This window comes from Paenibacillus sp. Marseille-Q9583, assembly GCF_976954365.1.
Genome location: NZ_CDRJTB010000070.1, coordinates 1 through 20,473 on the forward strand (window position 1 = coordinate 1; position 20,473 = coordinate 20,473).

The 20,473-nt window shown below is 41.9% G+C and carries 27 protein-coding genes; 7 read left to right on the forward strand and 20 right to left on the reverse strand.

What is annotated here, in order from left to right:
* Positions 1 to 49: 49 nt before the first annotated feature.
* Entirely contained in the window at positions 50 to 394 is a 345-nt protein-coding gene (rplS, locus tag ACWNM1_RS24780; RefSeq protein ID WP_042128973.1) for a 50S ribosomal protein L19, read from the reverse strand.
* Between the two features lie 147 nt (positions 395 to 541).
* On the reverse strand, positions 542 to 832 hold the full coding sequence (locus ACWNM1_RS24785) for a hypothetical protein (protein WP_449603033.1): 291 nt from the start codon (positions 830 to 832) through the stop codon (positions 542 to 544).
* A gap of 414 nt (positions 833 to 1,246) precedes the next feature.
* On the opposite strand from ACWNM1_RS24785, the gene ACWNM1_RS24790 reads away from it, so the two are divergent.
* Positions 1,247 to 2,197, forward strand: coding sequence for a hypothetical protein (locus ACWNM1_RS24790; RefSeq protein ID WP_449603034.1), 951 nt, complete (start codon positions 1,247 to 1,249; stop codon positions 2,195 to 2,197).
* 57 nt (positions 2,198 to 2,254) lie between these two features.
* Here the strand turns inward: ACWNM1_RS24790 and ACWNM1_RS24795 are convergent, their stop codons facing one another.
* A complete protein-coding gene (locus tag ACWNM1_RS24795; RefSeq protein WP_042189469.1) occupies positions 2,255 to 2,482 on the reverse strand; it encodes a hypothetical protein in 228 nt (75 codons plus the stop codon).
* Positions 2,483 to 2,688: 206 nt separating this feature from the next.
* Between ACWNM1_RS24795 and ACWNM1_RS24800 the strand changes: the two genes are divergently transcribed.
* The gene (locus ACWNM1_RS24800; RefSeq protein WP_156113147.1) at positions 2,689 to 2,865 is read left to right on the forward strand and encodes a hypothetical protein; all 177 of its coding nucleotides are present in this window, start codon (positions 2,689 to 2,691) and stop codon (positions 2,863 to 2,865) included.
* Between the two features lie 678 nt (positions 2,866 to 3,543).
* Here the strand turns inward: ACWNM1_RS24800 and trmD are convergent.
* From trmD to ACWNM1_RS24840, 8 genes are all read right to left on the reverse strand, one after another.
* Positions 3,544 to 4,326: a tRNA (guanosine(37)-N1)-methyltransferase TrmD gene (trmD, locus tag ACWNM1_RS24805; RefSeq protein ID WP_449603056.1), complete on the reverse strand. Its 783-nt coding sequence runs from the start codon at positions 4,324 to 4,326 to the stop codon at positions 3,544 to 3,546.
* The gene (gene rimM, locus ACWNM1_RS24810; protein WP_076299254.1) at positions 4,326 to 4,850 is read right to left on the reverse strand and encodes a ribosome maturation factor RimM; all 525 of its coding nucleotides are present in this window, start codon (positions 4,848 to 4,850) and stop codon (positions 4,326 to 4,328) included. The genes trmD and rimM overlap by 1 nt, the downstream gene beginning before the upstream one ends.
* A gap of 92 nt (positions 4,851 to 4,942) precedes the next feature.
* Positions 4,943 to 5,173: a KH domain-containing protein gene (locus ACWNM1_RS24815; RefSeq protein ID WP_042128982.1), complete on the reverse strand. Its 231-nt coding sequence runs from the start codon at positions 5,171 to 5,173 to the stop codon at positions 4,943 to 4,945.
* Positions 5,174 to 5,195: 22 nt separating this feature from the next.
* Entirely contained in the window at positions 5,196 to 5,468 is a 273-nt protein-coding gene (gene rpsP / locus ACWNM1_RS24820; protein WP_036688604.1) for a 30S ribosomal protein S16, read from the reverse strand.
* 47 nt (positions 5,469 to 5,515) lie between these two features.
* Positions 5,516 to 6,901 (reverse strand): signal recognition particle protein, encoded by a 1,386-nt coding sequence (gene ffh / locus ACWNM1_RS24825; RefSeq protein WP_042189471.1) that lies wholly within the window; start codon positions 6,899 to 6,901, stop codon positions 5,516 to 5,518.
* Between the two features lie 20 nt (positions 6,902 to 6,921).
* The gene (ylxM, locus tag ACWNM1_RS24830; RefSeq protein ID WP_036688609.1) at positions 6,922 to 7,278 is read right to left on the reverse strand and encodes a YlxM family DNA-binding protein; all 357 of its coding nucleotides are present in this window, start codon (positions 7,276 to 7,278) and stop codon (positions 6,922 to 6,924) included.
* Positions 7,279 to 7,427: 149 nt separating this feature from the next.
* Positions 7,428 to 8,075 (reverse strand): PAQR family membrane homeostasis protein TrhA, encoded by a 648-nt coding sequence (trhA, locus tag ACWNM1_RS24835; protein ID WP_042189474.1) that lies wholly within the window; start codon positions 8,073 to 8,075, stop codon positions 7,428 to 7,430.
* A 56-nt stretch (positions 8,076 to 8,131) separates the two neighbouring features.
* Positions 8,132 to 9,649 (reverse strand): carboxypeptidase M32, encoded by a 1,518-nt coding sequence (locus ACWNM1_RS24840; RefSeq protein WP_449603035.1) that lies wholly within the window; start codon positions 9,647 to 9,649, stop codon positions 8,132 to 8,134.
* A gap of 163 nt (positions 9,650 to 9,812) precedes the next feature.
* On the opposite strand from ACWNM1_RS24840, the gene ACWNM1_RS24845 reads away from it, so the two are divergent.
* From ACWNM1_RS24845 to ACWNM1_RS24860, 4 genes are all read left to right on the forward strand, one after another.
* A complete protein-coding gene (locus ACWNM1_RS24845; RefSeq protein WP_449603036.1) occupies positions 9,813 to 10,148 on the forward strand; it encodes an iron-sulfur cluster biosynthesis family protein in 336 nt (111 codons plus the stop codon).
* Positions 10,149 to 10,169: 21 nt separating this feature from the next.
* The gene (locus tag ACWNM1_RS24850) at positions 10,170 to 10,730 is read left to right on the forward strand and encodes a beta-class carbonic anhydrase (RefSeq protein WP_449603037.1); all 561 of its coding nucleotides are present in this window, start codon (positions 10,170 to 10,172) and stop codon (positions 10,728 to 10,730) included.
* 201 nt (positions 10,731 to 10,931) lie between these two features.
* Positions 10,932 to 11,360: a hypothetical protein gene (locus tag ACWNM1_RS24855; protein ID WP_449603057.1), complete on the forward strand. Its 429-nt coding sequence runs from the start codon at positions 10,932 to 10,934 to the stop codon at positions 11,358 to 11,360.
* Between the two features lie 8 nt (positions 11,361 to 11,368).
* Entirely contained in the window at positions 11,369 to 11,653 is a 285-nt protein-coding gene (locus tag ACWNM1_RS24860; protein ID WP_094869623.1) for a YxcD family protein, read from the forward strand.
* Positions 11,654 to 11,698: 45 nt separating this feature from the next.
* On the opposite strand, the gene ACWNM1_RS24865 is transcribed toward ACWNM1_RS24860, so the two are convergent.
* The 7 genes from ACWNM1_RS24865 to ACWNM1_RS24895 all read right to left on the reverse strand — a co-directional run bounded on the left by ACWNM1_RS24865 (position 11,699) and on the right by ACWNM1_RS24895 (position 17,977).
* Positions 11,699 to 12,715 carry a S66 family peptidase gene (locus ACWNM1_RS24865; protein WP_449603038.1) on the reverse strand — a complete coding sequence of 339 codons (1,017 nt, stop codon included), beginning with the start codon at positions 12,713 to 12,715 and terminating at the stop codon, positions 11,699 to 11,701.
* Between the two features lie 128 nt (positions 12,716 to 12,843).
* Positions 12,844 to 13,230 (reverse strand): hypothetical protein, encoded by a 387-nt coding sequence (locus tag ACWNM1_RS24870; RefSeq protein WP_449603039.1) that lies wholly within the window; start codon positions 13,228 to 13,230, stop codon positions 12,844 to 12,846.
* 79 nt (positions 13,231 to 13,309) lie between these two features.
* Entirely contained in the window at positions 13,310 to 13,660 is a 351-nt protein-coding gene (locus tag ACWNM1_RS24875; protein ID WP_042129003.1) for an Asp23/Gls24 family envelope stress response protein, read from the reverse strand.
* A gap of 35 nt (positions 13,661 to 13,695) precedes the next feature.
* Positions 13,696 to 14,799: an AI-2E family transporter gene (locus tag ACWNM1_RS24880; RefSeq protein WP_449603040.1), complete on the reverse strand. Its 1,104-nt coding sequence runs from the start codon at positions 14,797 to 14,799 to the stop codon at positions 13,696 to 13,698.
* Between the two features lie 41 nt (positions 14,800 to 14,840).
* The gene (locus ACWNM1_RS24885) at positions 14,841 to 16,259 is read right to left on the reverse strand and encodes a sensor histidine kinase (protein ID WP_449603041.1); all 1,419 of its coding nucleotides are present in this window, start codon (positions 16,257 to 16,259) and stop codon (positions 14,841 to 14,843) included.
* Positions 16,237 to 16,941, reverse strand: a complete 705-nt coding sequence (locus ACWNM1_RS24890) for a response regulator transcription factor (protein WP_449603042.1) — start codon at positions 16,939 to 16,941, stop codon at positions 16,237 to 16,239. The genes ACWNM1_RS24885 and ACWNM1_RS24890 overlap by 23 nt, the downstream gene beginning before the upstream one ends.
* Before the next feature lie 196 nt (positions 16,942 to 17,137).
* Positions 17,138 to 17,977 (reverse strand): DegV family protein, encoded by an 840-nt coding sequence (locus ACWNM1_RS24895; RefSeq protein ID WP_076285397.1) that lies wholly within the window; start codon positions 17,975 to 17,977, stop codon positions 17,138 to 17,140.
* A 171-nt stretch (positions 17,978 to 18,148) separates the two neighbouring features.
* Between ACWNM1_RS24895 and ACWNM1_RS24900 the strand changes: the two genes are divergently transcribed.
* Complete coding sequence (locus ACWNM1_RS24900; protein WP_405174494.1) at positions 18,149 to 18,373, forward strand: hypothetical protein; 225 nt, start codon at positions 18,149 to 18,151, stop codon at positions 18,371 to 18,373.
* Between the two features lie 76 nt (positions 18,374 to 18,449).
* Here the strand turns inward: ACWNM1_RS24900 and ACWNM1_RS24905 are convergent, their stop codons facing one another.
* Together ACWNM1_RS24905 and ACWNM1_RS24910 are read right to left on the reverse strand one after the other, a co-directional pair.
* Complete coding sequence (locus tag ACWNM1_RS24905) at positions 18,450 to 19,685, reverse strand: MFS transporter (RefSeq protein WP_449603043.1); 1,236 nt, start codon at positions 19,683 to 19,685, stop codon at positions 18,450 to 18,452.
* Positions 19,686 to 19,840: 155 nt separating this feature from the next.
* Positions 19,841 to 20,314: a MarR family transcriptional regulator gene (locus ACWNM1_RS24910; RefSeq protein WP_042189499.1), complete on the reverse strand. Its 474-nt coding sequence runs from the start codon at positions 20,312 to 20,314 to the stop codon at positions 19,841 to 19,843.
* Positions 20,315 to 20,473 lie beyond the last annotated feature (159 nt).

Here is a 20,473-nt window from a genome sequence, read left to right on the forward strand (position 1 = left end):
AATAAAACGAAAGGGGCTTGAATTCAAGCCCCTTTCCTTTGTCACTATTCTAGCGACGAATTTCTTTAATTCTCGCTGCTTTACCACGTAGTTCACGAAGATAATAAAGTTTAGCACGACGCACTTTACCACGACGAGCCACTTCGATTTTCTCGATTTTAGGCGAGTTGATTGGGAATGTTCTTTCCACACCAACACCGTAAGAAATTTTACGAACCGTAAAAGTCTCACTGATTCCACCGCCACGACGTTTGATTACAACGCCTTCGAACAACTGGATACGCTCACGAGTTCCCTCGATTACTTTTACATGCACCTTCAAAGTGTCACCCGGGCGAAAACTCGGGATATCTTTACGAAGTTGCTCTTGCGTAATAGCTTGTAGGATATTCATTAAGGACTTCCTCCTTCCGTACAGGTGTTCTTGCCTCTTCCGGAGAGATCTTTGCTCTCCCTCATTATCCGCAGCGGACCACCGTATTCCACACAACAGAGATAATAATACCATAAAAGACGGGCTAATACAACTTATTTTTTCTATTTAAAGCGGTAGCATATCTCTTTTTTTCGCCTTCGATTGGCAATCTTTACATAGACCAACCACAGTTCCATTATCTTGTGCATAGAAGACAAGCTTTCCATTCTTCTTCTTACAAGAAGAGCAAGGCTGCTCCCCTGGGCTCTGTTTGGCTTTACGATGACTATCCATTGAGATTACATTGTTCTGAGTGGTACGCGGATAATTTTTTGTAGTATTTATTTTCCGTTTCCAGACTAAAAAATATACGCCTGTCAAAACTACTAAGGCAAGCAAAATGGCTACATATTTCATTTGGCTCCCTCCACCCTTCAGGATTTATTAAAGAAAGAAAGTAAAAAGACCGCCCTGTTCTGCAAGTGAGGTAACGGTCTATATCTGTATACAATGTAGCCTTAGCACACCTATGCACTTCTATCCGAAAAAAGCGATTTTCAGTAGCTGCTGAAGGTTCTATATGAGGATTTCCGCGCCCTTTTAAATATGTACCGGTACCGTATTTATTCAGCGAGTGATCTTTCATTTATTTTAGCACAATTAAAAATCGAAGTGTAGTGAACACTTTTGAGACCTAGTCTTTGGTCCAGTATAATAACCCGCCTCCAGCCGTTTTTACAGATAAATTCCATAAGCTATACTTACAGAAGTACATAACGAAATCACATATGTCAGATCACATACACCCATATATGAGGAGGAGTTTTTTCAATGAGGAAAAGGAATAATAATAGTGTATTAGCAGCAGTAGCCGTATTATCTATCGTACTTTTGGCGGGTTGCACTGAATTACCAGGCAGACAATCTGCCAAAAATGAGGTTGAAAAGAGTATTTCTGAGGATGCGCACCAGAACATTGGTGAAGTTGTCAAGCAAGAGCTAGGAAAAGCAGCTGCAACTGTGCAGCAAGCCGTTGAGGAAACAGCTACTAAGGTAGTTGACGAAGTTAAAGCAGACAGCATTAGCAAAGAACTCTCCGTATCGCAAGCGATCGGTTCAGCATCCGTACTCAGCATGGACAATGCAGTAGGAGAAATAGAAGTTACAGCTGTCACAGGAGATCTGATCCATGTAAATGCAACGATTTCAGCCCACAACAGCTCTCTCCATGCGTCTGACCGTCAAAAGATTATGGATGATGCTGAAGTTTTAGTAGAGGTCAGTGGTGATACTTTGAAGGTATCCACACATTCCAAATCAAATCCTAAGAAGGACTTATGGACATGGGCGCAAGACAAATACGGATATTCAGATTTTAGCATAAGCTATAATATAGAGCTCCCCGCCAGCATGAATAAATATATAATCACAAATAACGTAGGTCAAATTCGTCTTCACAATCTAGAGGGGAATTATCAAATCGTCAGCAACGTTGGAGCGATCAATATTGAAAGAGCTAAAATCACTGGCAAATCCACTATAGAATCCGATACTGGCAGCATACGAATGGATATAGCAGGGATGAAGAATGATAGCAGCCTAAAAGCCAAAACAGAGGTCGGCAGCCTCAGTGCTGTCCTAGCCGATGGTATGAAATGCAGCTTAGAAGCCAATAGTGATCTCGGGCAAATCAAAGGTGTAGAAGGCGGAAAGACCGATATCAATGGAGGCGGCCCCTTATTGTCCCTAAGCTCAAATATAGGTGCAATTACAGTACAGTAATCAGCAGTAAACAGACCGTCCGGGATAATCGGACGGTCTGTTTTTGGTTCCTAATGATTAGATTAATGCGATGGCTAGCAGAGTGAATAAACTTAAAGTTAAGATCTGATTTCCGGCAAAAGAATTTCCCCAAAAAGCAGAAGTATGCACAGAACCATTGTCAGTTCTTAAGTAAACATTGTATCTGTCTACATCTGTAATAACGCCTTCATGCTGTCTACCGTCTCTAGTCAGAATCCGCACCCTTCTATCCTTACAACGCAAACAGTTATAATAAGCTTCCACTAGTGTACTCCTCCTTGTTCGTAATGATATAATCTATGTGTAGGAGTACAGGTCGGTAACGGCGAACTTACATAGGTCGGACTTTGGGTCAATATTTACTTTTTCCGATCCTTGTATCTTTCGTATTCCTCAAGGCTATAGATAATGTAAGACCTAACTACGGCTAGCAGTCCGCAATATCCCATCCATTCGAGGAGGCCAATCTCATGAATGTTGAAAGAAAACAATTTATTAAAGAAGGCGTACTGCGTATCACTATTTTCGTTATTTTAGCTTCACTTACTTACACCGTTCGCAACTATGCATGGGCAGTTACTGTTCTCGTATGTGTTGCGCTGTACTCACTTCTTACAGGAGTACACAAAATCTTACGCAAAGAATAACATGTGCCTCCACGAACTTTTATAGCAAGCTAAAACGCCTTAGGCGTCCTTTTAAGGACGGTAAGCGTTTGTGCGAGAATTATAAGGATAAAGTATATCGTGAATCGTATACTTTCTTATAATTTCAAAAAATAACCACTTTTCGCTGAGATGCTAGATCTCATCGGAAAGTGGTTATTTACAGTTTAACCGGAGTAATAGGATTCAAGCGTTGTTACCTTCTAAAAGAATAAAACCATTAGCGACAGCGAACACAAAATTCACTGTATCTAATGGTTTTATTAAGCCTAACAATCAATCCCTAACATTCAATCTTATATGTTCACTCTTTAAATGGCGAATGGGCATTGCGATTTGTATAAAAATCGATAATATCATTCACGGTGCGGAGCGGCTCCGTTTCCTTGTGGATTGTGTCCACGCTAGGCTTGAATTCTTCATGCGTCTTCGTAGTCACTTCAGTTCATTCCCTTCAATAGTTAAGCTTGCTGCGTTATCAGCTGCATATATTAGTGCGGCACCTCTATTCATTACCCTAAAAAGAAGCCTTTAACGCACCAATACTCATATTATTTTGAAAACTATTATTTTATTTGTTCTCAGGTACACATAACAAAAACGCCTCCTCAACGTAAGATACGTTAAAAAGACGTCAAATATACCTGTTTCATCAAATTATCACTCCGGTTTGTCCACATTTCTTAGACGTTCCAGTGTCTTTTTGTCTTTCAATGTAAGTTCTGCAGTCTCAAGCAGGTCCGGTCTGCGTTCCAACGTGCGCAGCAGTGCCTGCTCTCTCCGCCATATGTCGATGTTAGCATGATGACCACTCAGCAAAATATCCGGTACCTTCCAGCCGCGAAACTCGGCAGGACGTGTGTAGTGCGGATATTCTAGCAGTCCAGTGCTGAACGAGTCAGATATCGCAGAGGTTTCATTTCCAAGTGCTCCCGGTTGAAGCCGAACTATGGAATCTATAACCGTCAACGCAGGCAGCTCTCCACCTGTTAGCACGTAATCACCCATTGAAAGTTCATCAGTTACCAGATGCTCACGAATCCTCTCATCATATCCCTCATAATGCCCACATATGAAGATTAGGTGCTGCTCTTGCGCCAGTTCCTCTGCAATCTTCTGATTGTAAGTTTTTCCTTGTGGGCACATAAGGATGATACGCGGTTTCACAGAGCCCACTTCATCAGATCGATTGTGAACTTCCTCGTTCGGTGTAATACCAAGCACATGCTCGACTGCATTAAAAATCGGATCAGGCTTGAGCACCATGCCCCCGCCACCGCCATACGGTGTATCATCCACACTGTTATGCTTATTTCCAGAGAAATCACGGAAGTTCACAGCATTTAAGGAGACGATTCCTTTTTCACGTGCTTTACCAAGAATACTTGTGCTGAATACGCCTTCGCACATTTCTGGAAAGAGCGTAAGCACATCAATTCTCATCATGGCAATAACCCTTCCATCAAATGGACAACAATTCGTTTGGCTTCTATATCGACATTCAGGACTACATCGTTGATTACAGGAATTAGGATGTCTTGTCCTTTTGCAGGCTTAACAACCCATACGTCATTCGCACCAGGCTGTAAGATTTCTGTAATCGTACCGAGTGGTTTGTTTTCATCTTCATCCGTGTATACCTCACAACCGACGATTTGGTGGAAGTAGTATTCGTTCTCAGGGAGATCCACCAGATCATTACTCGGAACCTTCAGGAGGCTTCCTTTATATTTTTCCACTTCATTGATGTTCGTATACCCTTTGAGCTTAACGATGAACATACCCTTGTGCTCACGAGCGGACTCTACAGTTACTTCGAATTTAGAACTGCCATCTGCAGGGATCACCTGCAGCTTCTTACCTGCAGCAAAACGAACATCAGGGAAATCGGTATGGGATAGTACTTTAATCTCCCCACGAATACCATGCGTATTCACAAGTCTGCCTACGGTTAACTCTTCTGTCATATAACCCTCTCCTTTATAAGCTTCATCTAATCTATATTTGAACAAAAAGGAGCCGGGATATACTATCCCTAGCCCCTCATTGTACGCATCATTTAAGATAAAATATCTACAGTTACGCGTTTATCGCTCTTGACTGCTGCAGATGTGACTACTGTACGGAGCGCCTTAGCGATCCTTCCTTGTTTGCCAATGACCTTTCCAACATCATCAGGATGTACGGACAGTTCATAGACAATTAGGTGATCCTTCTCCACCGCTCGTACCGTCACATCTTCTGGATGATCCACTAAAGCCTTAGCAATTACTCCAACTAATTCTTCCATAGAGGACCCTCGCAATCAGTCATTATTTCTGTTGCTTAAGCTCATGAAACTTCTTCATTACGCCTGCTTTGGAAAGCAAGTTGCGTACTGTATCAGATGCTTGCGCACCTGTTTGAAGCCATTTAAGAGCTTTTTCCTCATCGATCTTAACTACTGCCGGTTGTTCAATCGGATTATAATAACCGATTTCCTCGATAAAACGACCGTCACGAGGGGACCGGGAATCGGAAACCACTACACGATAGAAAGGCGCTTTATGCGCTCCCATTCTTTTCAGACGAATACGTACTGCCACGAAAAATCACCTCCTTATAATAGTTTCGAGATATTAGAACAGCAAGATCATTTAAAAGGGAACTTCATACCTTTTCCACCTAGACCTTTAAGCTGCTTCATCGCATTCTTCTTAGAGGCTTTGCCGCCTCCGCCCATCATGCCTGAGAATTGCTTCATCATCTTACGCATCTCATCAAATTGCTTAATGAGGCGGTTGACCTCGGCAACCGAAGTTCCGCTACCAGCAGCAATACGCTTGCGGCGGTTATGGTTGATAATCTCGGGCTGACGCTTTTCCGTCTTAGTCATAGAATGAACTATGGCTTCAACGCGACCCATTTGCTTGTCGTCAACCTTCAAATCCTTAATGCCCTTGGCTTTGTTCATGCCAGGTAGCATGTCAAGAATTTGATCGATCGGGCCAAGCTTCTTCACCTGATCCATTTGCTCAAGGAAATCATCAAACGTAAATTCTGCATTGCGCATCTTACGTTCCATTTCCTTAGCTTTATCAGTGTCAATGTTCGCTTGAGCTTTCTCAATCAGCGACAACATGTCGCCCATACCCAAAATCCGCGAAGCCATACGTTCCGGATGGAACGGCTCCAATGCGTCAATCTTCTCACCTAGCGCAGCGAATTTGATCGGGCAACCAGTTACGGCTTTGACGGATAGTGCAGCACCACCGCGGCTATCGCCGTCAAGCTTCGTCAATACAACCCCTGTAAGCTCAAGCTGCTTATTAAAGCTCTCAGCTACGTTCACGGCGTCTTGACCGGTCATTGCATCTACTACTAACAGAACTTCATCAGGATTTACAATGTTATGAATCTGCTTCAGTTCTTCCATCAATTCTTCATCAATGTGCAGGCGGCCTGCAGTATCAATAATTACATAATCAAGTCCGTTATCCTTCGCATGTTGTACAGCTTGTCTGGCAATCTCTACCGGACTAGTCTGATCACCTAGCGAGAATACTGGAACTTTAATTTGTTCTCCAAGTACTTGAAGCTGTTTGATCGCAGCAGGGCGATAAATATCTGCCGCAACAAGCAATGGACGATGATTGCCCTTCTGTAACAGCTTCGCCAGCTTACCCGAAGTGGTTGTCTTACCCGCCCCTTGTAAACCCGCCATCATAATGACAGTTGGTGGCTTGTTCGACTTGGCCAGCTTCGCTTGGCTTCCGCCCATCAGTTCGGTTAGTTCCTTGTTAACGATGTCGATGATGACCATCCCAGGTGTAAAGCTGTCCATCACTTCTGTTCCAATAGACTTTTCTTTCACCTTAGCCACGAATTCTTTAACTACCTTGAAGTTAACGTCGGCTTCCAGAAGGGCCAACCGTACTTCGCGCATAGCTTCGTTTACGTCATCTTCGGATACTTTACCTTTACCGCGCAGCTTGCTGAACACATTCTGCAATCTTCCGGTTAAACCTTCAAACGCCATATGCAGTTTCTCCCTTCATGCTACTCTAACCTCTGCAAGCGATCCACGATCTCCGCGAACCGAAGTTTATATTGCTCAGGCAGCATCCCATTCTCCGGCAGTCTGCGCAGTTCTTCTAAATATTTGGTGCGACTCTCATGCTTCACTAATAAACCAAGTTTTTCTTCATAATTTTCTAGGACTTGCTCCGCCCGTTTAATATGTTCATAAACGGCTTGGCGGCTGATTTCAAATTCAGCGGCAATCTCTCCCAAGGAAAAATCGTCGTGAAAATAATATTTAAGAAACGTTTGCTGCTTATCTGTAAGCAGTCGTTCATAAAAGGCAAAAAGCAGATTGATACGATTCGTTTTCTCGAGCCTATTCTCCTGACTCATTAAGGGCACTCCCTTCGTCAAGGAAAAACACTTTACACCTTCACAACGTCCCTTATGATACCTAAAAGAAAGAGAGATGTCAAGCATTTTTGCTTGTCATCTCTTTCTTTATTAAAAATCCTTTTTTCACGCAATAAATACGCTTGAAATTATTGGATCGGCAGTACATAAATCAATACGGCGAAGAAGTGTGTGACACTACCCGCAAGGACAAATACATGCCAAATCGCATGATGGTATGGAAACCCTCTCCACACATAAAAAACAGTACCTAATGTATAGAGTATACCTCCAGCCATCAGCAGGATCATTCCTCCGTCTGCTACAACAGCCGAAAGAGGGTTCCAAGCGATTACAATCAGCCAGCCCATTGCGATGTAAAATATGGTGGACATGAACAGAAACTTTTTAACAAAAAATGCCTTGAAGAAAACGCCGAACACTGCGATTCCCCAAATAACGCCGAACAAACTCCATCCAAGCGTTCCCCGAATGGCGACTAACAAAAAGGGGGTATACGTGCCAGCAATAAACAGATAAATAGCGGAATGATCGAAAAATTCGAACAAATCCTTCGCCTTACCCTCTTTGAGACTATGCACTAGTGTTGAATTCAGATACAGAAGCAGCATTGTCGTTCCATAGATGGAGAAGCTGACCACATGCCATGTCGTTCCTTTCAGACTTGCAAAAACAACAAGCAGAACAAGTGCGGCCACGCTTAATACCGTTCCAATCCCGTGCGTAATCGCATTCGCGACTTCTTCTCTCCGGCTGTAGGTGTGAGTATTTGCCATATCCATATCCTTCCGTCTAAGCTTTCTTTCTATTATAGCACGCGTACCCTACTGGATTACAGTTTGTAAATCTCCGTATACTTCGCTTCTAAATAATCAGCTAAATAATCTGGACTCAGTGGTTCCCCCGTTACTTGCTCAATAATTTGTGAAGGCGTTAAGCTATTGCCGAAACGATAGATCTTATCGGTTAGCCACTCTTTAATAGGTAGTAGGTTCCCTGCAGCAATTAACTCATCAAACTCCGGTAACTCTTTTCGAAGAGTACTCAGAATCTGTGCAGCGTACATATTACCTAAAGAGTAGGAAGCAAAGTATCCGAAATCCCCGCCAGACCAATGGACATCTTGCAACACACCAAGAGCGTTAGATGGCGGAGTAATACCCAGATACTCTTGATACTTAGCATTCCATACTTGAGGCAAGTCTTTTACAGAAAGGCCTTCATTAAAAATAAGCTTCTCGATCTCATAACGCACGATAATGTGCAGATTGTATGTAAGCTCATCTGCTTCGATCCGGATAAATGAGTTCTCCACGCTGTTGATCGCCCGGTAGAAATCTTCCAACTCCACATTTGCAAGCTGCTCCGGGAATTGTTGTTGAAGATCCCCGTAATAACGTTGCCAGAAAGCCCGGCTGCGTCCGATCATGTTCTCCCATAGTCTCGACTGAGATTCATGAATCCCCATCGATGCACCTTGTGCCAGTGGCGTTCCAACAAAATCCTTGCTGATATTTTGCTCATAAAGCGCATGTCCACCTTCATGTAGTGAGCTGAATATGGCACTAGTCACATTATCAAGCAGATAAGCGGTTGTAATACGAACGTCGCCTGGATTCAATCCTGTTGCAAAAGGATGCACACTCTCATCTAAACGACCTGCGTCAAAATCGTAGCCCATTTGCTCTAAAATAAAGTTGCCGAACTTTTCCTGCTGTTCTTTAGGGAAGATCTGCTGTAAGAAGCTTGTGTCCGGTTTATTAGGCGAAGCAGCGATAGCTTCTACCAATGGTACCAGACGGCTGCGCAGGCGGCTGAATACTTCATCCACTTTTTCTACCGTAAGATCAGGCTCATACATATCAAGAAGCGTATCGTACCGCGTTCCTTTTACACCCCAATAATCGATAAATTCTTGCTTTAGAGCAACTATCTTGCTTAAGTAAGGTTCAAAAGTAACAAAATCATCATTCTCCTTGGCTTCTTCCCAGATGGTTTGGGAATGTGCGGACAGGACAGCGTACTCCTCAAATCTTTTGGAAGGGATACTCTTGCTGCGCTCATATTCTTTACGGCAATCGGTAACGATCTTCTTCTGATCATGTGATAGCTGGGAAATCACTTCAGGACGGGTAAAAAATTCAGTAAAATCTCCCATTTCCTCCGAAATTCCGAGTCTGAACAGTTCTCCACTCAGCATCCCAATCGTACCCGAACGAACCTCTACTCCCTTACGTGGCGCACCGGTGCGTAAATCCCAGTGAAGTAATTCTATGGCCTCTGAATATCCACTTATTTTTGATAATAACTCGCTAAATTTCTCCCACTGTTCCTTCACTTGCTGTTCCATTTTATTACACCTGCTTTCTCTGTTTTGCCGACTCCTCTTGATGATACTTTTTTGAATGAGTATAATCAACTTCAGAGATTACATCTCTAATTTAAAATATTCAATGGGTTACATAAGAAGCAGACCTTGCTTCGCACAAAATTCAAAGGAGCGTGAACAGGCTATGATGATTCAAGTTACACCTCTCGCAGAAAGGAAGTTGAAGGAAAGGCTTGAAGACCGGCCAGGATTTTTCAAGCTCTTTTATGATACGGAAGGCTGCGGGTGTGACGGAATTATTGTGTTACTGATTGTTTCAGAAGTGGAGGACGGAGATTCTAGGATTGAATGTGATACCCTTCCCTTTGTCGTAAGCCGCCAGCAGGAAATCTTTTTTGAAGACAAGATGCGTCTAGATGCCGAGGAACGATTCTCTTCCTTTAAGCTAGACAGTGATTCACAGATTTACGGCAACAATATCCTGGTAAGAGATATGCGTAATGTAAGTACAATTCAGTGATTTTAGGGAGGAAGAACGATTATGAGCCATGTATCCGATATTATTAACTTTAATAAGAGTTTTGTAGAGAATAAAGATTATGAAGCGTATCTAACAAGTCGTTATCCAGATAAAAAAATGTTGATAATCACCTGTATGGATACCCGTCTGGTTGAACTATTACCAAAAGCTATGAACTTTAAAAACGGCGATGTCAAAATCATCAAAAATGCCGGAGCAGTTATTTCTCAGCCTTTTGGTAGTGTTATGCGTAGTGTCATGGTTGCGTTATATGAACTTGATGCGGAGGAAGTTATTGTTGTTGGGCACTATGAATGTGGTATGGCTTCCCTCAACGCAGAACATATGATCAACTCCATTAAAGAACGTGGAGTATCCGAAGAGGTGCTGAACACGCTGGAGAATTCCGGGATCAAGCTTACCAAGTGGTTACGCGGATTTGACAATATTCAAGAAGGGGTATCCCAAACTGTGAATCTGATCAATAAGCATCCATTACTACCCCCAAATGTACCTGTGCATGGCATGATCATCGATCCGGCTACCGGAGCGCTTGAGCTTGTCGTTGATGGGTATAAATGATTTGAGTAACTACCTTCTTTCTGCTAATTGCGTGGATCCTAGATCCACGCTTTTTTTGTGTTTAAAAAAGTATAAATTATGACAAGCATAAACTTTCTTATATTTTAAATAAAAATTGAAACCTAGTAGGACTAGCTGCGTAATACTGAACATGCACACAAATTCATACTCACAGGAGGGTTTTCGTACTAAATGAAACCAATGAAACGCGTAATGATGATTGTAATGGCCTTCACTCTATTTTTCGCCGTAGCTACCCCGAACTTTGTGGATGCGAAGCGAGGGGGTGGCGGATTTAAATCCGGCACTCGTAGTTATTCAACAACTCCAAAAAAATCAACAACCGATAACGTAAGGAAAAGCGATAGCACTAAAAGCTCCACAGCAGGATCTACTCCGAATACGAAACGGGGATTCTTCAGCGGTGGCGGCTTAATGAAAGGTATGATGATCGGCGGTTTGGCTGGGTTACTGTTCGGCGGAATGTTCGCCGGTATGGGTGCCTTCGGTAACATTCTAGGATTCGTCATTAATATGCTTGCTATCTATGTGCTCGTAATGCTCGTGATGTCCTTCTTCCGTCGCAGAAAAGAACGTCGTCGCTTAGAAGATCAAGGTGGTCGTTACTAATGTCAACAATGGTTCTAAGCATGGATGAGATCATCAATGCCCTCTGCCTACACATGGCTGAACGTAAAGCGGTTCGCCCTGAAGATGTTCAAGTAGAACTGAGCTGGGAAGAAGACACCGGATACTCTGCTGAGGTTTGGGTACAGGGACGTAGTCAATATTTAGTTGAGTCTAACATGATCGAGGCGATCCTACGTTACATGCTTAGCGAATATGGCATTCGTGCATACCGCGAAGATGTAAGGCTAGACCTAGACGAGGAAATCACTGCAATTGTAACTACAGGGAACTAATAGTAAAAGGGACAACCCAAATGGTTGTCCCTTTTTTGTATGCATTTATTCATAGAAAAATTGCTTTACCGTTCCTACTCCGTCCGTCACATCAACTTCAGCGTACGCACCGTTTATAAGCGTAATTTGCGGTGGAATATGACCACAATCGATATCATACACAATAGGTACCTGGAGCTCCTCATAAAGCTCTGCGTAGATGTCTTCAGCCGTGTAGTTCTCTACTGGTCGATTAGCAGGACTTCTGCCAAACATAATGCCAGAACAATTCTCAAACCAACCTGCGAGCTTCATCTGAACTAATGACCTACGTACATCAACCGTATTCAGTTCGCAGTTTTCCAAATACCATAGGATCGGTTCATTGTTAATCATTTGTTCTTGGAAATGCCGCAGATTGCCAAATGGTGTGCCAATCAGATGCCTAATTACATCTATGCAGCCCCCTAGCAGACGCCCTTTCATAGTTACAGGACCAGAGGATACTGTCTTCCAACGGGTATCTTCTGTCAAGTGAAATACATAAGGCGTAGGAGCATCATGTTGCCATTCCCCCTGATATTTAAGCGATGAATGCTGGACAATAGAATCCCCTGCTTTCGTCTCTAGAACCGCTTCCCACATGGCTGTGGTATCATCTGAATACTCTCCTCTTAAATCAACAAGGTTAGTTCCGTGGGCCGTGGCAATCCCTGTTCTTAAAGTAACTGCAAGCAACAGCACGCTAATATCTGAATAACCTAAGATCCACTTGTCCTTCATGGTATCAAAATCAATAAACTCAAGAACCTCAATTAACAGCTCCCCGCCCCAAGGCGGAATAAGGATATCAATATGCTCAGCGCTCATCATCTCGTTAAACTCCTGAGCACGAACTTTGGCCGGTGCGGATTTGGCTTTCTCTTGCGTCCATACCGTATCCCCACAAATCATATTAAATCCTTTAGACTCCAACCGGCTTGAAGTAAGCTTAATTAACTCTGCATTTTGAGCGCCTACTCCAGATGAAGGTGCTGTTACCCCTATTGTCGCATTCTTGTTCAAAATCGGATATTTAATCATATGACACCTCCAGTATTACAGCAATTATATCAAGAGTACACATCAATTACACAAAAAAAGAACATGACTAGTCGCGTCAACGTACGATCGCAAAACCAGTACATGCTCTCATTCAATAGAATTTAACTTTAGAGCAAAGAAATAGCCAGCAGTTCGAACAACACAAGCGGCAAGATCACATTATTATTAGGAGGACCTGGGTAAGGACCCGAGCCGGGATAAGGACCATGACCATGACCCGGACCATAACCCGGATGATAAGGCTGGTAAGGGTTATAATATCCGCGCGGCATTTGCCCATTTACTGCAACGTTCAAATACAAATGCTTATTATCTACTCCGGCAATAGTGCCTTCATGCACTAAGCCATCTAAAGTCTGTACATTCACCCTATGGTTTAAGTAGGGCTTGCAAGATTGATGCAAGGAATCACGGACACCGTGCAGGTGCCGGATCACCGCAGGATCGGCCTGATAAATCACATTCTGCTCTTGCCCAGTGTTATATGTCGACATGGATGCTCTGACCTCCGTAAATGGATTTGCTCCATTCTATGCAGAAGCCTATATCACGGTGCCTATTTGAGAGATATCCCTATACTGGAAGGGCTACCTTCTCAACTTTCACATTTACCGAAACAAGGGACAAGCCCATCATATTCTCCACAGCATTACGCACATTTTTTTGCAGCATATAACAGACCTCTTGAATCACACATCCGTAATTAACAATAACCCGCAGGTCGATGGCAACGTCTACTTCCTTCACTTCTACAGACAAACCTTTTTTCACATTTTTACCGCCCAAACGTTTGGCCCAGTTGTCCGAAATATTACTTCCTGACATCCCGGCAATACCTGGCGTTTCAAGAACCACCTGTCCAACGATCGATGTGACTACATCATCTGAGATATGAATTAATCCTTGCTCCGTTCCTTCATTCATATAAACAACCTCCATATTAGTTAATTTAAGAGATATTAAAGGCTCTCCTCTACTTCTACCTCTGACTCTGCCCTGTGGTTCTTAACAAACAAATTATACACTTTTGTCAAGAGGATTTTCACAATCATATACAGTGGAATAATCAGCAATATCGCAATAATCCCGCCTATATCTCCACCAACCAACACTAAGATGATCGTTGTCAGCGGATGAATATCAAGCTTTTTCCCAAAAATGTAGGGAGCAATCAGATTATCCTGAATTTGCTGAGCTACAAGAACGATGATGATGGACCATACTGCAATGGACGGCGATTGGATGAATCCGATAATAAAAATTGGGATACTGGAGAGAATTGCACCAATGAAAGGTACAAAATTCATCACAACAGCAATCACTGTCAACAACAATGCATACTGTAGTCCAATAATAAGGAAACCAATATACATCAGAACACCAAGTGCCAGATTAACTAATACCCGACCAACAATGAATCCACTTAACGCACTGTCAATTTCACTCATCATTGTAGTCCCTTCTCCACGATACTTCTTTGGAAAGAAACTTACAATCTTACGACCAAATTTCCCACCTTCCTTAAGCATGTAAAACAACATAATAGGAAAGGTAAATAAAATAATCGCGAAATTTGAAACAAAGGAGAATAGACCTGTTACGTAGTTCGAAATCAGATTAAATCCTTTATTCAAATATTCAGTCAATTGGGAAGCAAGATCCATATCTGCTGGGATAATAGAAGCCAAGAATCCACTGTCCTCGAGCCTCAATAACTGCTGATTCACGGCTGCGATCAGATTTGGCATATTATCGACAAAATTAATTAGCTGTGTTCGAAGTGAAGGCCATACTCCAATACTAAAACCAAACAAGAGCAATGCAATGACCACATATACGATGATGATCGCAACAGAGCGATTTAGTTTATATCTCTCCAAAGTATTGATTAGAGGTCGGAGTAAATAATAGAAAAATCCTGCCAACATTAAGGGCACGATAATAACATTAAACAAAGACAAGATTGGACTGAAAATAAAATTAACTTGTGAGCCTAAAAATACGATGCCTAACACTAAAAGGATCGCTATACAAACTCGAATGAATGTGTTCAGTTTAGCCATAGTTCTCTCCTATCTTCTATTTTCGGGTGTCTTTCATCTCGTTATTTGGGAATACGTATGGTGAATACCGTTGGTTCCTTCTTTCCGCGACTGAGATGAAGCGTTCCACCCATTTTCTCTGTATTTTTCATAGCAATGGATAAACCAAGACCCGTTCCACCTGTAGTTGACCGCGCTTTATCTCCTCGAACAAACGGATCAAAAAGCGTTGACCAAAGCTCTTCAGGAATACCTACTCCGGTATCTGCAATTTCAATGGTAACCTCGCTCTCCGAGGGGATAACCTCCACTCGCAGATGAGTGCCTGGTGGATTATAGGTCAAAGCATTGGAGATCAAATTATGAACTACACTCGAGAGTAGCTCTGCATCGAAGCTTACGAACACTTCCTGTTCAGGAACATTCAGCTGCAGGATGAAGTTCTTTTGTTCAATCTCACCATAGGAGTCTGCAACGATTTCACGAATAAACTCGCCCAATTCGTGACGCTCCATTCGTAGTAAAAAATCTGGGGAATCTATTTTAAGTAGCTCCACCATATTTTGAATCAGCTTGGTCACTTGCGAGGATTTATTATAGATATAGGTTAAATACCGTTTCTGGCGTTCTTCGTCCTCACCACGACCTTCAACCAATGCCTGTGCAAACCCCTGTATACTCGTAATGGGTGTCTTCAGATCATGAGAAAGATCAACCATCATGCGTTTCTTACTTTCTTCTGCTTGACGTTTTTCTTTCGTTGTCTTCTCAATTACGTCCGCCATATAATTAAAAGTCTCCCCAATTTGCGAAAATTCTTTCTCTGCATATAGCGAGATACGAGTATCATAATTTCCTTCAATCATCTGCTTCAAACCAAGCGTAATAATACGCAGCGGCTTCCTGATTCTTCGTGCCACCCAATAGCTGTACACGATAATAAGCAAGAGAACCATTCCAACTCCTAAAAAAACATAGTATGAAAGCGAGTGGTTGAAGTATTCAACTAATGGATCACTATTAATTGAAATGTCGATAACTTCTCTAGGGATTTTCAAAAGCAGCCACTCTGATTCATTCGCATTATTACGTGTAGTTAACGAGTAGAAGTACGCCTGATCTTCTCCGTTTTCCAGGTTATTTAAGAGCTGATTGTCGGTATATTGTGTTACATCGTCCTTCTTCTCTCCAACTACGTCGATAACCATCTTGTCTTGACCCAAGATCTCAATCCACCCACCGCTACGTAGAAGCCGTTTTGTTTCTATCCCATGCTCCAGATTATCTCGATAGGCACTCGCTTCAACCTTCAATTCAGGATCAGCGATTTTATTTTTTTCGAACATATGGGTCACATCAAGGTTAATGAACAAATAATAAACAATCACAAGAAAAAACAAAATGCAGATGAATAACAAAAAATCCAGCGTCAGCGATGATTGTAAAGGTCGTTGATCTCTATTGCTCCATAGGCGCTTCAATTTTGTATCCCAGCCCTCTAATAGTCTTTAAATAAACCGGCTTTTTGGAGTCTTCCTCGATCTTTTCCCGGATATTACTGATATGTACCATGATACTATTATCTTCGTACACATAGAAATCTTCCCATACCGCCTCATATATTTTTTTTCGTGTAAAGACCCGACCCGGTTGTTTCATCATTAATTCCAGAATTTTGTACTCAGTAGAAGTAAGAACAACGGGTTCTCCTGAACGATAGAGCAGACACTGGCTTTGATCCAGCCTCAATTCTCCCAACACAATTTGTTCAGCTACCTTTTCTTCAATAATCTGTGCGTCAAAATGATGTACCCGCCGCAGTAAAGCTCCTGCACGAGCTACAATTTCCAAAGGATTAAACGGTTTGGAAATATAATCGTCGGCACCGAGTTCAAGTCCCAGTATTTTGTCGTAATGTTCGCTTTTTGCAGATAAAAATAACACCGGGAAATGATGGAACTCACGAATTTTCTTCAATAATTGCAGTCCATCTAGACCAGGCATCATAATATCAAGAATCGCTAAATCAATTTTTTGGTTCTGCACTTGCATTAACGCTTCAGTCCCACTGTTCGCTTCCACAATGTTGTACTCTTTCTCTAAATATAATCTCAACAATTCCACAATTTCTGCTTCATCATCTGCGATTAGAATTGTATACACAGTAATCACCCCATCTAACTATAATCTTCGATTATTAAACCCACCTAAACGCAATCTAAAGAATAGCTAAATTATTACATCCATCAAATTCTTATATTTAAATAAAAATCGCACACAGGAATTCGTCCCATGTACGATCGTATAATTCCAGAAATCTGAACATCTGCTGGCAAATATAAACGCCCTCGGAGTCCTATTAAAAAGCAACACCAATTCCACCTTCACCCGCATAGGTTCCCATTACAGGTCCCATACTTGAGAGTAAAACTTCTTTGAACGGGTGCTTTTGTAAGATGCGTTCTTTAATCTCAAGCGCAAGCTTCTCACAGTTACTGTGTACTATAGCGATAACAGCCTTCTCGTAGTCATGCTGCTTCTCATCCAAATGCGCAAGCAGCCGGTTTAATGCCTTTGTAAGACCCCGGGTCTTCTCCACTACCTCAACAGTACCCTCTTCGCTGATTTTAAGCAGTAGTTTGATATTTAGCACGGAAGCAACCGCTCCTGATATCCGGCTTAGACGTCCGCCCTTCATTACATTCTCAAGTGTATCCAGTGTAAAATATGCGCGAACTTCATCCATTTGCTGAAGCACCTTGTCCTTCAGTTCCTGCAGACTTGAACAAGTCTGTGACCACTTCGCCGCAAGGCCCACGATCAGCGACAACCCGCCAGAAAAGGTCTTGGAATCTATAACCTCTATCGCATTGGTGTGTCCTTCTTCTTGATACATTTCCATAGCGATCATAGCCGTCTGATAAGTGCTACTAATATTAGAGGACATACAAATGACCATAATGTCAGTACCTTCCTCTACTTGCCTGAATGTCTCAAGGAATTGGTTTGGACTTGGACTTGCCGTAGTAGGTAGCTCCTTGGATTCACTCATTTTAGCATAAAAGGTTTTCGTATCCGTATCCGCAGGCATTAACTCATGCCCAAAATGAACCGGTAGATGGACCACGGAAACATTATACTTCTCCATGTAGTCAAGGGGTAGGTCAGAACCGCTATCTGTTATGATCTTGATTGCCATAATATAAGTACTCTCCTTTCAATATCAGTACTATTATAGCTATCGCCAAATGAAATCTCCAGTAACCAATATAACTTGAAAAATCCTTCGATTTGTGCTTATGTCTTTCTTCCTTAACTTGTCCTAATATGATATGGTTTATGAATAAGCGTATAGAAATGGAGTGTATGTATGAGTAAGGGAAGAGTATGGAACCGAGGCAAGCATGATGGAACAGGACTATCAAGGAAAAAAAGCGTGGATCAAGAAGTTACAACATCTACTGAAACAGAATCGACTGAAGCTTCAAATGAACCGTCAAATACCAGAATTGATACAGTTAAACCGATGAATCGTACGAACTGGGTAACTCGTCCTGCACGGGTTATCAATAAAGATTCCAAAAACAAACAATAACTATGACAAATAGGGTTTCAGAACTTGCCCCTGAGTTCTGAAACCCTATTTTTATATGTTCTTAAACGTAGGTAGTTTACATAATTACATCCGGACGCTTATACAAAACGAGTATGGCTGCTGCTATAAGGATCATCCCCATAAATGCGGGTGCGGCATGGCCTAGTGATACATAAATCTGACCTCCAATGATAGGCCCAATCATTCTTGCTAAAGCCTGAATAGATTGGCTACCTCCTTGAATCCAACCTTGTTCACTAGAATCGACAGACTTGGAAAGCATCCCGTTAAATGAAGGCCCAAAGATCGAATCCCCAAAGCCAAATATAAACATTCCAGCGATAAAAAGAGGATAGAATGAGAACAACGCAGATAACGCAATAAAACTGTAACCGATAATTTCCGAAGCCATTCCAAGAATGGCTATACGTTTATCACTAAGTTTCTTCAAAAGCTTTGGCATGATCAAACCTTGTGAAATGATGTCTTGGAGACCCATAATCGAAAACATAAGTCCGATTAGTGCAGGCTTCCAGCTGAAAGTATCCATCGTAAATTGAGAAAATACTGCCTGTAAAGATCCGTTAGGAATCCAGAGTAAAAACGCTGAAACTAGCAGCCTATTTAAGTTTTTCATGGAAAGTAAGTTTGCAAGCTGTGAAAATGGATTCAGTCTTACAAAGGTAATCTCCTTCAGTCTATTCTTCTTGGCAAGGCTCTCTGGCATAAAAAAGAATCCATAAACAACATTCAATAAAGTTATGATTGCTCCAAAATACAAGGGAACAGAATAACCAAACTTAGCAAGTAATCCGCCTATCGTTGGGCCAATGACGGTGCCTACACCTACAACTGCACTTACCCATCCGAAGTATTTGGTTCTCTGCTGCGAAGGAATGATGTCTGCAAAATATGCAAAGATCGTGCTTATGCTGCCGCCTGTTATACCTTCGATTATACGTCCAGCAAATAGTACCCATAGAGCCCCTCCTATGCCAAAAACCAAGTACCCGATGGCGGAACCCAACAGGCATACTAAGAGTAATGGACGCCGGCCATATTTGTCGCTCAAAGCTCCAAGTACGGGGGCTGCAAAAAATACACAGACTGCATAAACCGAGGTCAGCATCGTAACAACTATTGCTTGTTCTCCCGGACTGCTAGTATAAGGCTGCACTAAGAATGGGACGACAGGCATTATGATACTAAAGCCTATTCCGCAAAGAAACACAGAGACAAGACCGAATATTAATGCGTGTTTATCTACGGATTGTTCTGTGTTCTGTTCATTGTGTGATTTAAATATGGACATTTATGTTCACTCCTTAAAGTTACTATTTTGATTCCTAGGAAACATGTTTATCGTATCGCCATTTTGTTTCCTTGTCAACAAAATAATAACAATAAAAATGCAGCCGTTCTCCATAGAGCCCGACTGCATGTGGTTTCATTTTCATTATTCAAATTTTATTCCGATTTAATATCTTTACCCTGTTTCTTTATTTCCGCATCCAAATGACTACTATACTTTTCCACGAAACTAAGCATACTATCAAATTGTTCCTCGGTTATCTGCGCAAAAACGGCTTTATCCCGCTCTTGAAACTCTTTGTGCAGGTTCTCATGGATTTTATAAATTACTTTTCCTTGCTCAGTAAGCCTAAAATAGATTTCTTTTTTGTTATCCGACTTCTGGTAGCTTTCGATCAGGCCTTTTTCTATGAGTTTCTTAGTTAATTTACTTATGGCACCGCGAGTCATAAAAAAGGACTCCGCAAGTTTTGTAACGTTGGAATCTACATTTTTTTCAATGTATTCAATACAATGTACTTCGGAAGATGTATAACCCTTAAGACTTGCTTCCATCTTATCTTTGTTAAGCCAAACCATCTTATTATATAGGTCCCTGACACCCGTTAGGATTTGATCTTCTTTGTTCATGACCTGTCCTCCTACCCACTCTTGCATAAACAATATTATATCACATTATTTTTTTGTTTCTATTTCAACAATATTCAAAATAATTAATTCAGAATAGAACGAACAGCAAATAGGGTTTCGAAACGGAACTCTTTCGTTTCAAAACCCTATTGCTCTATA

Coding starts and splice junctions, on each gene's coding strand:
- ACWNM1_RS24905 (WP_449603043.1), bottom strand. CDS start 19,685: ATGTCCATATTTAAATCACACAATGAACAGAACACAGAACAATCCGTA.
- rplS (WP_042128973.1), bottom strand. CDS start 394: ATGAATATCCTACAAGCTATTACGCAAGAGCAACTTCGTAAAGATATC.
- ACWNM1_RS24845 (WP_449603036.1), top strand. CDS start 9,813: ATGATGATTCAAGTTACACCTCTCGCAGAAAGGAAGTTGAAGGAAAGG.
- ACWNM1_RS24800 (WP_156113147.1), top strand. CDS start 2,689: ATGAATGTTGAAAGAAAACAATTTATTAAAGAAGGCGTACTGCGTATC.
- ACWNM1_RS24870 (WP_449603039.1), bottom strand. CDS start 13,230: ATGTCGACATATAACACTGGGCAAGAGCAGAATGTGATTTATCAGGCC.
- trhA (WP_042189474.1), bottom strand. CDS start 8,075: ATGGCAAATACTCACACCTACAGCCGGAGAGAAGAAGTCGCGAATGCG.
- ACWNM1_RS24815 (WP_042128982.1), bottom strand. CDS start 5,173: ATGGAAGAATTAGTTGGAGTAATTGCTAAGGCTTTAGTGGATCATCCA.
- ACWNM1_RS24865 (WP_449603038.1), bottom strand. CDS start 12,715: ATGATTAAATATCCGATTTTGAACAAGAATGCGACAATAGGGGTAACA.
- ffh (WP_042189471.1), bottom strand. CDS start 6,901: ATGGCGTTTGAAGGTTTAACCGGAAGATTGCAGAATGTGTTCAGCAAG.
- ACWNM1_RS24875 (WP_042129003.1), bottom strand. CDS start 13,660: ATGAATGAAGGAACGGAGCAAGGATTAATTCATATCTCAGATGATGTA.
- ACWNM1_RS24785 (WP_449603033.1), bottom strand. CDS start 832: ATGAAATATGTAGCCATTTTGCTTGCCTTAGTAGTTTTGACAGGCGTA.
- ACWNM1_RS24790 (WP_449603034.1), top strand. CDS start 1,247: ATGAGGAAAAGGAATAATAATAGTGTATTAGCAGCAGTAGCCGTATTA.
- ACWNM1_RS24895 (WP_076285397.1), bottom strand. CDS start 17,977: ATGGCAATCAAGATCATAACAGATAGCGGTTCTGACCTACCCCTTGAC.
- ACWNM1_RS24840 (WP_449603035.1), bottom strand. CDS start 9,649: ATGGAACAGCAAGTGAAGGAACAGTGGGAGAAATTTAGCGAGTTATTA.
- ACWNM1_RS24880 (WP_449603040.1), bottom strand. CDS start 14,799: ATGGCTAAACTGAACACATTCATTCGAGTTTGTATAGCGATCCTTTTA.
- ACWNM1_RS24860 (WP_094869623.1), top strand. CDS start 11,369: ATGGTTCTAAGCATGGATGAGATCATCAATGCCCTCTGCCTACACATG.
- trmD (WP_449603056.1), bottom strand. CDS start 4,326: ATGAGAATTGATGTGCTTACGCTCTTTCCAGAAATGTGCGAAGGCGTA.
- ACWNM1_RS24855 (WP_449603057.1), top strand. CDS start 10,932: ATGAAACGCGTAATGATGATTGTAATGGCCTTCACTCTATTTTTCGCC.
- ylxM (WP_036688609.1), bottom strand. CDS start 7,278: ATGAGTCAGGAGAATAGGCTCGAGAAAACGAATCGTATCAATCTGCTT.
- ACWNM1_RS24910 (WP_042189499.1), bottom strand. CDS start 20,314: ATGAACAAAGAAGATCAAATCCTAACGGGTGTCAGGGACCTATATAAT.
- ACWNM1_RS24900 (WP_405174494.1), top strand. CDS start 18,149: ATGAGTAAGGGAAGAGTATGGAACCGAGGCAAGCATGATGGAACAGGA.
- rimM (WP_076299254.1), bottom strand. CDS start 4,850: ATGACAGAAGAGTTAACCGTAGGCAGACTTGTGAATACGCATGGTATT.
- ACWNM1_RS24850 (WP_449603037.1), top strand. CDS start 10,170: ATGAGCCATGTATCCGATATTATTAACTTTAATAAGAGTTTTGTAGAG.